Origin of the sequence: Veronia nyctiphanis (assembly GCF_004116385.1) — a bacterium.
GTDB classification, from domain to species: Bacteria; Pseudomonadota; Gammaproteobacteria; order Enterobacterales; family Vibrionaceae; genus Veronia; species Veronia nyctiphanis.
Window position 1 is genome coordinate 212,285 of the sequence record NZ_PEIB01000004.1, and the last position, 12,949, is coordinate 225,233.

13 protein-coding genes are annotated in these 12,949 nt (G+C 43.4%); 6 read left to right on the plus strand and 7 right to left on the minus strand.

What is annotated here, in order from left to right; genetic code table 11:
• Positions 1–13: 13 nt before the first annotated feature.
• The 4 genes from CS022_RS05815 to CS022_RS05830 all read right to left on the minus strand — a co-directional run bounded on the left by CS022_RS05815 (position 14) and on the right by CS022_RS05830 (position 3,587).
• The gene (locus CS022_RS05815) at positions 14–526 is read right to left on the minus strand and encodes a hypothetical protein (RefSeq protein ID WP_129121495.1); all 513 of its coding nucleotides are present in this window, start codon (positions 524–526) and stop codon (positions 14–16) included.
• A gap of 181 nt (positions 527–707) precedes the next feature.
• Positions 708–1,325: a hypothetical protein gene (locus tag CS022_RS05820; RefSeq protein ID WP_161569579.1), complete on the minus strand. Its 618-nt coding sequence runs from the start codon at positions 1,323–1,325 to the stop codon at positions 708–710.
• On the minus strand, positions 1,322–1,867 hold the full coding sequence (locus CS022_RS05825) for a sigma-70 family RNA polymerase sigma factor (protein ID WP_129121497.1): 546 nt from the start codon (positions 1,865–1,867) through the stop codon (positions 1,322–1,324). The genes CS022_RS05820 and CS022_RS05825 overlap by 4 nt, the downstream gene beginning before the upstream one ends.
• A gap of 4 nt (positions 1,868–1,871) precedes the next feature.
• Positions 1,872–3,587 (minus strand): vWA domain-containing protein, encoded by a 1,716-nt coding sequence (locus CS022_RS05830; RefSeq protein ID WP_129121498.1) that lies wholly within the window; start codon positions 3,585–3,587, stop codon positions 1,872–1,874.
• Positions 3,588–3,793: 206 nt separating this feature from the next.
• Here CS022_RS05830 and CS022_RS05835 point away from each other — a divergent pair, with 206 nt between their 5' ends.
• Positions 3,794–4,303, plus strand: coding sequence for a hypothetical protein (locus CS022_RS05835; RefSeq protein WP_129121499.1), 510 nt, complete (start codon positions 3,794–3,796; stop codon positions 4,301–4,303).
• Between the two features lie 98 nt (positions 4,304–4,401).
• A complete protein-coding gene (locus tag CS022_RS05840; RefSeq protein WP_129121500.1) occupies positions 4,402–4,647 on the plus strand; it encodes a PnuC protein in 246 nt (81 codons plus the stop codon).
• A gap of 444 nt (positions 4,648–5,091) precedes the next feature.
• Here the strand turns inward: CS022_RS05840 and CS022_RS05845 are convergent, their stop codons facing one another.
• Both CS022_RS05845 and CS022_RS05850 read right to left on the minus strand, forming a co-directional pair.
• Positions 5,092–6,474 (minus strand): multicopper oxidase family protein, encoded by a 1,383-nt coding sequence (locus CS022_RS05845; protein WP_129121501.1) that lies wholly within the window; start codon positions 6,472–6,474, stop codon positions 5,092–5,094.
• A 158-nt stretch (positions 6,475–6,632) separates the two neighbouring features.
• Positions 6,633–7,064 (minus strand): PaaI family thioesterase, encoded by a 432-nt coding sequence (locus CS022_RS05850; RefSeq protein ID WP_129121502.1) that lies wholly within the window; start codon positions 7,062–7,064, stop codon positions 6,633–6,635.
• 462 nt (positions 7,065–7,526) lie between these two features.
• On the opposite strand from CS022_RS05850, the gene CS022_RS05855 reads away from it, so the two are divergent.
• From CS022_RS05855 to CS022_RS05870, 4 genes are all read left to right on the plus strand, one after another.
• A complete protein-coding gene (locus CS022_RS05855; RefSeq protein ID WP_129121503.1) occupies positions 7,527–8,789 on the plus strand; it encodes a hypothetical protein in 1,263 nt (420 codons plus the stop codon).
• Positions 8,790–8,851: 62 nt separating this feature from the next.
• Positions 8,852–9,829 carry a hypothetical protein gene (locus CS022_RS05860; RefSeq protein ID WP_129121504.1) on the plus strand — a complete coding sequence of 326 codons (978 nt, stop codon included), beginning with the start codon at positions 8,852–8,854 and terminating at the stop codon, positions 9,827–9,829.
• Between the two features lie 17 nt (positions 9,830–9,846).
• Positions 9,847–10,572: a hypothetical protein gene (locus CS022_RS05865; RefSeq protein WP_129121505.1), complete on the plus strand. Its 726-nt coding sequence runs from the start codon at positions 9,847–9,849 to the stop codon at positions 10,570–10,572.
• 579 nt (positions 10,573–11,151) lie between these two features.
• Entirely contained in the window at positions 11,152–11,997 is an 846-nt protein-coding gene (locus CS022_RS05870; protein WP_129121506.1) for a hypothetical protein, read from the plus strand.
• A gap of 38 nt (positions 11,998–12,035) precedes the next feature.
• On the opposite strand, the gene CS022_RS05875 is transcribed toward CS022_RS05870, so the two are convergent.
• Positions 12,036–12,920 (minus strand): LysR family transcriptional regulator, encoded by an 885-nt coding sequence (locus CS022_RS05875; RefSeq protein WP_129121507.1) that lies wholly within the window; start codon positions 12,918–12,920, stop codon positions 12,036–12,038.
• Between the last annotated feature and the right edge of the window lie 29 nt (positions 12,921–12,949).

The window sequence follows — 12,949 nt, forward strand, 5'->3', positions numbered from 1 at the left end:
GCCTGTTTATTCGTCAGACTTTGACTACGCCACAGGCTCTGGCGACATTTTTTACAGTGAGGTCTGGGGTGTCTTTTGAACGATCATAATCTCGCATTGACTTCACCAGACAATAGTAGGTTTTTCGCAAGGCTTTATTATCGGGGTTTTCAATCGCGTCAATCCGGTAACGCGTTATCGTTTCTTTAAACCATGCCTGAACAATGCTTGTTAATGTTCCCTGACAGACGGCTTTGGTGACCACGTTTAGCTTGTCGTTATAATCTTTTGGTTTCGCTTTCCCTTGATGATGGACATGTTGAAGAAAGTCTTCAAACTGCTTCGATTCCGCAAGCAATGTTGAGTCTTCGACTTTTTCACAGAGTGAGGCCGTAGAGGCATTCACAGCGACTACGCTATTCATCAGCGTCATGGATTGATTTTGCAAAACAGCCAGTTTCTTGTATTCCTGAATAACACCTTCGTTGGCAACGACAGCGAAACTAAAAGTAGCCAATGAAATAATGAGGAGAAGGTTTTTTTTCATGATTAATCAATCCTAAATGCATCAAGAGTATGCCGTGTCGTTTCGTATGCCCTCGTTGTAATGGATGAGGTGGAATTGAATCACTGGCCTGACGTAGACAGTGTATAAGGAAGAAATAACGGGTTTTTTCGTGAAATTAAGACTAAAGCAAAATTAATGCAATTAATGGTACAAGACCCGGTTACTCCGGGTCTTTTTCATTCAGTAGATTGAGGAATTTCTCAGGTAGTTTGATGTTGATATCAGGGTTCTCTCTCAGCAGCGCGTCGAGTGCATCTTTGGCTTCTTGGCGTTTTCCTGCACCCAGTAGTTGTTTTATCCTTTCAATTTCTTCCATGTGTTCATTAAGCTGACGGTTTGTGGCAGGTTCTACCTCGTGTGCTGGGTCAACTGTCATGATACCAAGCATCTCCATTTTCCCTGACTTAGCTCTAACTTCAGGCATCTTTATCGATTGTTCAGAGAGAGTTGGCGGTATTGACTCTTCAATATGTTGAATGCTTTCAACGGGTGCAGTCAGTATGGTTGCATCACTAACATCAACCTGCTCCGGTTGCCTGATGTCGGTCCACTGCCATGGAGAAAGTAGTGCTACAACAGCTAGACACGCCGCCAGACTCGCATAGGGCCACCATGTTTGATGCGCTGATCTCTGGCGTGGTTTATTTGAATCTTCACTTTCCATCGCCTGTGCAGCACGGCGTAAAATCGCATCATCAAGACGTGATGTGGGGGTCTCATCAGCATGCTTCTTGTACGTGTCTATGATGTCATCATCATTAAACTCTTTCGCCATCATACTTCTCCCAGCTTGCGCGAAATGCACTGCCTGAGCTGATCTAGTGCGTACCTCAAGCGGGTTTTCAGTGTTTCTGGTTTAACCGCTATAATGTCGCAGATCTCTTCGCGGGAAAAACCAGAGTCATGTTTCAACATAAATGCTTCTCGTTGATGAGAAGGTAACGAAGAGACGCATATTTTTATCGCTCGTTTTTTTGCCTCCGAAAATTCGTCAGTCATGGCTTCTTCAGTCTCTTCTTGTTGCACCTGTTTTAGCCAGTGAGTGTGCGAGCTTTCTTTACGGTATTCGTCTACTAAAAGATTATGCGCAATTTTATATACCCAAGTAGTGAATTTTGCACTTGATTGATACCGTTGCCGATTATCAACGACACGTATCCACGTCTCCTGATACAACTCCTCGGCACGGGCCGAGGAGGAAATCTGACGCAGAAAATAACGGTATAACGGCGCTTTGTGTCGTTGATATAGCTCGGTAAAGGCTGCGCTGTCACCATTACCGTAAGCTAGCATCAACTGTTCATCATTTTTCTCTGTCATAAAATCAAAGGGTAGGAGCAAGTTCTACTAGACTAACAAACTCACCGCGATAGTTGAAAGGGTCCTCTCCGCGACTTTTTCTCGCGATATCAGCAATTTCGGTGTAGTTCATCGTAGTCAGATATTGGTTAGCTTTTAGCTTTTGAGCAAAAGCGGCAACGGCGCTGGCAAACCTGAAGTCATCAGATGCCTTATCAAAACTTTGAGTGATTTGGTCAGGGGTGACTTGTGTTTTGACCAACTTGCTTGTTGATTCTCCTGGCAGTTTGTAACGCACTTTAACTTCTAACAGCTCGCCATTGTTTTCCTTTGATTGTTTTGTTTGTTGGTACTTTAAGTCATCAATTTGGCCTGCTTTTCCTGCCAAGGTCATTTCGTACAACGCGGTGACGACATGCCCTGCTCCAATTTCCCCAGCATCTACGGCATCGTTATTGAAGTCCTCGTCCTTTAGCAGTCGATTGGTATATCCAATCAGACGATATTCCTTCACCGTTGCTGGGTTAAATTCGATCTGAATTTTGACATCGGAGGCAATGCTTTGCACCGTGCCGCTTAGCTGACGTTGCAAGACTTTTTGCGCTTCGTGGAGTGTGTCAATGTAGGCGTGGTTTCCATCACCGATATCAGCGAGTTGCTCCATCATCGCATCGTTATAGTTGCCACGGCCAAATCCGAGTGTGGTTAAAGAAATACCTTGTTTACGCTTTTCCTCGATGATGGATTTGAGCGCATCAATATTGGTGGTACCAACATTAAAATCTCCATCGGTGGCTAAAATAACGCGGTTGACGCCATTTTTAATCTTGGCATCAAGTGCTTGTTGATAAGCGAGTTGAATACCACCTTCGCCATTGGTGCTGCCCGCAGCCTTCAATGATTTCAGCGTATTGAGAATTTTGGTTTTGTTCTTCGCTGATGTGGGCTCCAAAGCCAATCGGGTGGCGCCTGCATAGGTGACGATACTGACGAAATCTTCTTCAGAGAGTTGGTTAACCATTAATGTCAGGCTTTGGGTCAACAATGGCAATTTGTTGGCCTCGTTCATAGAACCCGATACATCAATAAGAAAGACCAGATTAGAGGGTTTGCGTTCATTGGCTGGTATATCGTAGCCCTTGAGCGTCAGTCTGAGCAGTTGCCTGTCTGCATGCCATGGGGCTGGCGCTACTTCGGTATAGAGCGAGAAAGGCTGTTTTTTGTTTGATGGCGCAGGGTATTGATAGTCAAAGTAATTGATGAATGCTTCTTCTCTTACCGCATCTTTTGGTGGTTTTTTGCCCATTTTCAAATAACTACGTACATTGGCATAACTGCCAGTATCGACATCAACAGAGAAGGTTGAAAGCGGTGAGACAGAGGTTTGAAACACACCGTTACTTGGTGTTGGCAGATAGTTGTCTCTGTCTGATGATGAAGTAGGAGGCTCGATAATAATAGGTGGCATGGGTTGAGGAATGCCGACTCTCGTTGTTTGGATCGCCATGGTCGACATCTGGTCGACCGATTCATAATGCAGCACCATAAGTTTTTTATCTTTTGGCGTCTGTGGGAGTTTTGTGTCTCCTTTTTTGTTTTCATCAGAAACCACGTCAATCACCTCATGCGGTTCTGGCTGTGTGGTCTTCGTCGCGTTTGTCGTATCGTTTTCAGACGTGCACGCAGTGAGTGCAAGCACGGTGAGCGATAAGCAGAAAAACTTTGGTGTGTTATTCATCATGTCTACCTATTAGTTAGCGATTTTAACGCGCAATATTGGTCTTTATTGACTTTGTTAAACGCTACAAACGGCTGACATGAAAAACGGGGTGAAAAAAGTTGCGATTTATTTATTTGGTATTGCAGGGAATAAATGAACTTTGCCGGGAATCGGGTGACAGAGCTAGTAATGGCCAACGATCTGGCATGTCATCTCTGGAGAATTTTATGAATACAAACAATGGTGTGACTGCCACATTGGGCCTATTGGCGCTTTTTTGCTCGCCAATGGCATGGTCGGCATCAATGCTAGATGACACAAAGAAGGCAGATACACAGCCTCATCTGTTAGGCGTTTGGCAGTGCAATGCTGTTTCTTCAGATATTGAGAGTGCTACTTTCGAAGGGGAAGTTGAGTATAAAGCCGATGGGACATTTATTTCTGAAGTAAAAACTGAGTTCGAAATGCCATCTCTCCCTATCGAGTTTCTATTTCTCGTGTCCTCGACGGGTGAATGGGTATCAGATGGTGTCAAATTAACCGAATCAGACATCAATTACAGTGCAAAAGGTTTGAATGATTTGTCCGTTAAGTTTGCTGATGCGATGGCTTCCCAGTTACCAACTTCAGCGAGTTGGACTTTGTCATGGAATGGAACAACCCTCGTGAAAACCAGCGAATTCGGTCAAGTTCAGCAGTGTATCAAGCAGACAAAAACATTGAGTGCGAGCTTATAAGTTCGTGATGAAAGCGCGTAATTTCAGGGGCTTGCTACCTATGCTACTATCTTTCACTTCTCTCGGGCTGATGCCTGCGATCTAGTATGGAGTGATAGATGGATTATCTACAATTTTATGGTATCGATTGGTTGGCAATGGTGCTGACGTTTCTTGCCATTTGGCAGATAGGTAACAAGAACAAGATCGGTTTTGTATTGATGATGTTCGGGAATACATCGTGGGTTGCGGTTGGCTATTTGACAGGAAGTGTTGCAATGATTATTGCCAATGTCATTTTCTTTTCAATGAACCTCAGAGCCATAATTAAGTGGTCGAAGCCTCAGCTTGTAGCCTCTGAATGACGTTTAATACCATTGCAAAACAAGGCGTTGAAGCTAAATAAACCCCTCTTTCGGGAACAGTAGAGTAACTTTGTGTTGGGTTAACATCAGTAATAAAAAAAAAGCCCTCGCATGCAGAGAGGGCTCCAAGGAAAAAATAACGTCTGAAAAAACCAAGCTTATGTGCAGGGATACATGTCACTTGGTAGGTGTAGAATGCGCCCGTATGCTTTGCGAGGCAACTAACAGATTTCATGTATCAGATGTTACTTCACTAACTTAATGTACTTCGAAAAATTAGTGGTGGCATTAATTGATCTTGCTTCAAGTAATTCTGCGTATATAAGCGCTTTATTGAATATGCTTGGGCGATTTCTTGAGTTTATGACGCAATTAGCTCGCACCGTGAATTAAGTCTCTTGGCTTCGTACGCTGGCAATTCCTTTCTTCAATCGCTCATCAAATTCACTGCACGTCAATGTATCCCATCAAGCCTGTTTTCATGTGTTCAATGACATGGCAGTGATACATCCACTTTCCCGGATTGTCTGCAACGAATGCTGCTTTTGCGTAGCCATTTTTTCCCAACAGCACAGTATCCGTATGAAAAGGCTCAGCGAGCGGTTCTCCGTTCATTTCCAACACGGTAAAAGTATGCCCATGTAGATGAATGGGGTGGTGATATTGGGTTAAGTTGCGAAGGTAAAAAATATAGGTTTTACCCAGCTCGAGTGTGGCCAGCGGTGCAGGGATGTTGTCTTTACTCATGCCTTCCCATGCACGTTTATTTGTTAGCCAGAATGTTGGTATGTTTTTACCGGATGCGTCGGCTGGGCTGACTGCACCTGCCCATTCAAAAACAAAATTGAGCGCCTCAGCATTATCTAAATTCAAATTTGGCACTGGGTTTAATGGCAGGGCGGGTAATGATTTACCATCCGGTATCGCAGAGGTAATGACATTAAATGAACACAGCGGGAACGCGAACCGGCCTTTCATTTGCCTTACATGAACCATCGTCCCTGCTTTTGGTGCGATAAAAGCAATATCTACGCGCATACCAGGGCTTACTTTGTGCTGTTCGAGTTGATAAGGAGTTTTGATAGGGTTGCCATCAATCGCCACAACCCAGACGTCAGCATTCTCGACAGTAATTGGGTAGGTCAGCGTGTTATCGACATTTGCTAACCTTAGCCTCACGGTTCCGTTTTCAAGGAGGTAATACGTCGGCTCGTGAACGCCATTAACGGTTGACCACTCGCCGGGCGTACCCATTCTGGCGCTGTAACGTGGGATCATAAGGTCTTTCCAATGTCCCTGAGCGTCGAGGTGCCAGTGCTTTAGCATTAATGCCTGATCATGATCGAAAGTCACAGGATCAGCTTCCTCAATGATGAACATCCCCACTAACCCCATTCCCAGTTGCTTCACGCTGTTCATGTGTGGGTGGTACCAAAACGTCCCCGCGTCTGGTGGTGTGAATTCATAGGTGAAAGTCTCACCTGGCATAATCGGGTCTTGGCTAAGGAAAGGAACGCCATCCATCTCAACAGGTATACGAAGCCCATGCCAATGAATTGTGGTGGGTTCATCAAGCTTATTGGTAACTCTTATGGTGACTTTTTTTCCTTGTCGACAATAAATGGTTGGCGCAGGAATTTTTCCGTTAAAACCGAGAACAGACGTTTGATATCCGGGCACCAGCTCGGCAACCGCAGGCTCTAAGGTTAAATCGTATACATAAGATGTTTTGTCATCAGTTTTTTTGATGAGAGTGCACGCAGGAAGCATTGAGGCTGCGGAGAGGAAAGCTGAGTGTTTAATAAACTGACGTCGGGAGGTGTCCATTTAATTCGGTCCATGACTTTAATCCGGTATTGTATACCGATTCAATACAATAAAAACACGGACCATTGCCTGATGGGATGAACGAATTGATAGAAATGCCGGCCGTCATTTTTGCTTGAATCGGTTTTACCATCCGATACGTCAGTGAGTTTTCTATATCAAGTGATGATCAGGCAGGTCGCCGACGCTGTGGCCAATAATTTACCGTCTTCTGTCTTCAACGTGCCTTCTGAGACACCTAACGACTTTGACAGGTTTAAGACTCTGCCTTCAGCAATTAATGTCTGGTTCTTAGGGACAGGGCGCATCATCTTCACGTTTAAATCAATGGTGCCGTAACTCATACCCGCCTTAAGTGTACTGTGAATCGCACACCCTGTTACTGAATCCAACACAGTTGCTGCAAAACCACCATGCACGCCACCCATGGGGTTAAGGTGTGTGTTGTTCGCGGTTGCATGGAAGGTAACTTGACCCTCATTCGCGCTTACCATCGACATTGGCATCGTATGGGTAATTGTCGGAGCGGGTAATTGTCCGTCGATAAAGGATTGCAATATTTCCAGCCCAGTCATTTTTGAAACTTCCATGTACTTTTCCCTGTTATAGATAGACTTATTTATCGGTTACGATTGTTTTTTATACAAAAGCAACTAGACGTTATCATTTAAATTAATCGCAACGTGTCATACATTTGACAAAAAATACCATCAACTATAGTTATTCAATAAATTTTATTGATTTTTTTATACATAATACTTTGTGACTATTAATTGAGAAAAACATCCGATTTATAAACAAATAATTGCGTATTAATATTCTCACTCCTTCGAATGTTAATGATAACTAAACCATTTCACAGTCATTCTCTTTTTTGAGCCAGCAAAGTTAAGTATCTAATGTTTAATGTTTTTTTACTTATTGGAAATATTGCATGCTAGTTTTTCATATATAAAACAATGTATTATAGGTTTTCTCCTGCCACTTAATAAATGGGCGCGTACTGCTAGCTAAAGTGGAAACAATAAAAATGAGATGCACTAGGGGAATATATGAATCTGACAGCGAGAATAAGGACATCAGCGGCACTGGTTGCTGTTTTGTGCAGTTATAACAGCGGAGTAAACGCTGAACCAAACACATTCAATGCAATGGATAAACTGAACAAGACATTTTCTGGTGAGGCGGATGGCCTTCTTAAACACTTTGATAGGCAAGTTATTGCCGGTGGCTTCATGCTCAGCGACGGCAACTTTACAGGGAACTCGTACTCGAAATATCGGATTACCGCTGGACCAAAAAGCGATGTATTAACAAACGTTGAAGCAAACACTGATCTAAACACAACCAAGTCGACACAAAAATCATCAGCGGCATGTGGCGAATTAGACACGTCAGTCACGCTGAGAGTAGACGATGAAACCTTATTCGAAACATCGCCGAGCTGCAGTCCGCGCTCAACGATTCAGGTATCAAAAGAGTTTTCCGTTCAGGTTGTGCCACCTGCATTAAACATCGGGGCAGTTTGTTTTGACCCGTTTTTCTGTAGTGTGAAATTGGATAACTTTTCTTTGGAATCTGTCATCGATACTAAGATTACTACCTCTATTGGGCTTAGTGCAGGTGAAAACGGCTCTAAGGAAGATTTTTTCTTTGCGCATGCGACACCAGAAGTCAAAGGAACGGTTGAAGGTGCGGGGTCTACGACCATTGATTGGTGGATAGCCAAGTGGGGCCTTGATGGAGCGGGCACTATAAACCTCGATGAATTCAAAGTGGTATCAAAAATTGAATTCGGCATTAAACACAAATCTGATTTGCTTTCTAGCGTTACAAATACAGCCGTGGGGGCTGCGAATGGTGCGATAAATGCAGTAGCGCCTATCGCGGGAGGTATTTTTGATGTGCTCGCGCCGATTACGAACCCAATCGTTGATGCAGGCCTTGGCGTTGTTAATGCAGGCATAGATGTTGTAGGTGACGTCGTAGATGCAAACGCGCCACTTATTGGTGCAGTAGCCGATGGCGTTATAACAACCGCATCTTCTATATTGTCGAACTTTAACGGCGGTGCAGGTGGTGCCTTCCCCACTGTTATTTCAAACATGTTGCAATGGCTACCATTCCAAGGTTTCGCTCGTCTTGCGGTCGATTATAGTGTGACAGCAGGCAGCGGATCTTTATCGACAAATGTTTGGCTCACAGTGTGGGAACAGCAGCTTATTAATCAGAACCTTGTCCATTTGACCATCCCGCCTCTGGTCAACATTCCTCAAACACCACTTATCAATATCGAATTACTCTTGTGGGAATAATCAGTACAAATCTGAGGTGGACAATGTCCACCTTAATTTTCAAATAATAGGATAGGTCAGAGATGATACGTAAACTCGTCTTCGTCGTGTCCATATTATCAGTTTTCATGACAATTCAATGGATAATGAACGATGATGTGGCACAAGGAAGTAATAATGTTGAAAACTATGCTGTAGAAACACCCTCGATAAACGAACAACGAAATAACGAAGAAAATGCGCCCATAAGCGATAATCTAGAAGTAAAAATGTTTTCTGTTTATTTCAACTCAGAAGTGAGTACCGCTGGGCAGGCACTTGGCACATTGGAATACAGATTTAATCTTGCTCTTAAGCCTCAGAGGCAAGGCGAACAATACTTGGGAAGAGTTTACGATATTAAATGGCCCGAATTAGAAGCCGTTTATAGTAAACCCGATACGTTGGCATTTAAAACACAATTTAAAAATGGTCAATTTACACAAGTGGACTTGCTTGGGCTTGATGACAAACATCCACTGGCGATGATTCGCCCATTACTCGCACAAATGTCGTATTCAGAGGGAGTGACACAGCTACAACTTGAGGGCGGGATGTATACCTTCAAATTCAAAAGGCTGGATAACAAAACGTTGACACGCACACGCCTTGAAAGTGCAGAAAACGAAAGTGTGCTCGACGTGCTGAGTGAAAGTGACGACTGGCACATGATTCATGATGACGCAGGTTTCCCGTTAACCATGAAAATGTCTCATGCTCGTGAGGTGAGATATCCCCCAAACGTTCTCGCGATCAGCCAAAAAGCCTTTGCATCGCGTGTCGCTGACTCTGTTTCTTTGAGTTGGCAGTCAGAGCAGTTTGACTCTGGTGCGAACAGCGCCTATTTCGTTCGTGCGACCGAACGCCCTGATGAAGCCCCCGCAATAACAAATGAAAACCTGAGAGAGAATCTCTCACAACTCGCGTCAAACACGTTGATCAGTAAAGTGAGAAGCTTGGTGAGTTTCTTGTACTTCAAGGAGCGGGATTTTCGCGGCAGCTTTTGCTCGACAATTCCCTGAGTGATAAAGAAAAATCAGTGTTAATTCTTGCGTTGGAACAATCAGGTACTCAGGAAGGGGAATGGATTCTGTCGCAACTAATTAGTGATAATGAACTCGAAGAAACACACCGTTTAAGGTCGACTATATCAATTGCAAGAATGGGTGATGTGAATACACTTGTTGCCTTTCGTTCACTTCAAGATGCAATGAAAGAGAAGGGGTCATTACTTGCCAACACGGCACTGATTAATATGGGCGTGCTGGGGAAGAGAGCGCCATCACTAAGCAACCAAGTTGACGAATTCCTAGTCGAAAAGCTTCAATCTGATTCTGAAACATATCGCACATTGATTGCGATAAATAACTCGACGACGGCTAACTTGAGTGAGCAAATTTCTCCGTTTTTGAACAGCGCATCATCCTCAGAAAGGGAGTTAGCAGTAAGTATACTGAGTCGCGATAGCAGCTCGGCACCGCTTCTGAATGAAGCATTAAAGAAAGAGACAAACCCGTCAGTCATGCAGAAATTGTTATCCGTTCAGGGTAAAGATGGATATATCAATCAAGAACTGATGATTGACTTACAACAGAGGGCCGTAGATAAGGCAACGCCGATGGTGACACGCGAGATAATTTTTGGCTTTTTGTTAAATCATGCGAGTAGTTCGTTTGAAATACGAGAGGTAGCAAGAGATATACAAAAGCAGCGAAGTGTGTCTGACGCCATGGAGAAAAAAATAAGTGATTTATTAGCTCACTAATGAAAGTTGAGGAAATAAGTAACTCGTCTTTGTGTCAGACGATTTTAGTATTACTGCAGGAAGCGGGTCGTTATCGACTAATGCCGCGATCTCATCTTGGGGATACGAAATTGACGATATGAATATCGGGATTCTTACTATTCCCCCGTTGCTCAATATTCCCCAAAAACAGCTGGTAAATGAGCAATTATTCTTGTGGTAATACACGTCATCTGTAGAGGTGGGCAAAGTCCACCTCTTTCTTCAAATAATGGGATGGTGACGAGGTGATACGCAAATTTGCTAAGGTTTGATGATAAAGGTCTTTTGATAATGTTCCACTTTACTAGCGTGGCGTCTAATTCAGAGGGAGTGCACTACTCGAATTGTAGGGACGTACATACGCTCAAAGCTTAAAATAAACAGTGCGAAAGCTATAGAAAAAACTAACGTTGCAATTACGTTAACAATCAGTTTCATTAAACTCAATGAATAACTCATTATGAATTCAAACTCTTCTCTATTCTAATTGTTAGGGCTGGGGCTTCGCTGTATTTTTTCATCAAATATTGATTTTTTATATCGGTAATTGAGGAAGGAATGAAGAAAGTATCTGGCGCCGTCTCCGTTGTAACATTACTCACTGCGTGTGGCGGTGGTGACGATGGCAACACCTCAGCGAGTGGCTTTAGTGGTAAAAGTTGTAATGGCTTTAAGATAGAACGGCAATACACAGACGATAGCAAATCTTCAAAAGTATGGAAGTTAGAGCAAAAGGAATTTCCCAGTATCACGATTTCAATCAACCGGATGAGTGGGACAAAATATTCGAGTGTTTCCGACATTGCTTATAAATGTCAGCATAGCCTAGACGTTCTCGCGGCAAATAAAGTTGATGTTTGGGAAGGGGAGACCAATGGTTCTATCTCTACAGGAGAGGAAATTACTTATAAGTCTTCATTTATGCTTGATCACTCCATGCCAGATATACCTTCATACAACGAGTGGGAAATACTTAAGCCCAACAGGAAACTAGCCGAAATACGTGGTGCTGAAGTAAAGGTTGACATATTGAACAGTGACGATTGGAGAGTTCCCAATGCTAGTTCGACAGCTATAGATTTGGTTTGTGAACAGCCTTTTGTCGAAGAGTTTGAAATAACAGAAGATGAATTTGAAGTGGCAGAAATTGACCTTTACGACTTAGATCCAAAATTTTGTGGGCTAGCTTATAGTCGAATGAAAGACGGGAAGCTGACACATTTTAAAAAATGTTTAGATGTTTCTCCAATCATTACTGAAAAGGCCGCAAGTTGCAGCTTCACTGATGCGAAGTTCAATATCCCAGATAATAAGGGCGGTAACTTTCCAATACTTGCAAGCGGTAAGCTCACTAAACCCGTCGATAATATTTTCTCGCTAACCATTAATTCAGTGAAATACTGAATTGAATTTATTGGGTGGAGGCTGTTTTTTAGCCTCACTCATTTATCTCGCAACTTACTTTTCAAAAATTGCGTAAATGCCTGTACTTTTGCACTGTGGTGCAAATCTCTATGCGTAATCAGCCAAAGGTTTGCGTTCCATTGTTCAGGAGCATCAAATTGACGAATTAATGTCGGTTCATTGTTAGCAAGCCAACAGTGACAGGGTGCGATACCTATTCCGGCTTTTGCCATTTCCATTGCAAAGTTAAAATCTGGCGCACGATGATTAATTTGCTCAGTTGGCACGTTATTCTCTATCCACGCCGTCGATTCGACGTTCATTAAGTTTTTACCGACCGTAATAAATCGGTGAGCACCAACCTCATCCAATGCCTTCATTCTGCCGTTACGATTGATGTAACCCTCAGATGCATAGAGTGCAGTGCTAAGGCTTTTTAAGTGTTGAACGACATAATCAGGCGTATCAGGTTTTTTCCCCGGCCTAATGCCAACATGCGCTTCTCCGTATTCAAAACGTGTAAGTTTTGGCGTTGCCACGATTTCAAGACAAATTTCAGGGTGAAGGGTTTGAAATTCGGCGAGTAACGGCGTGAGTGGGGGTAAAAAAGCCAACAGGGTAGTGAGCTTTAATGATCCTTTCAGCGTATCGTCATTTGTCTGCAGTTTGCCTAGTAATCTGTCTAGTTCATTTTGTGTGTTATCTGCAGCTGCCAGCAATAGTTCTCCCGCTGGCGTGGGGGTATAACCCCTCGCATGTCGGTGAAACAGTTTGACACCAAGCTGTGCTTCTAGTGCATCTATGCGCCGTAACACTGTGGAATGATGCACACCGAGAGCCAGAGAAGCAGCTGAAAGTGTGCCATTTTTGGCGACTTGATAGGCGAAGTGGACGTCAGTCCAGTCTAAGTTCTGTGCGTTCATGCACAGTAGGTTTGCATGCGAAGCCTATG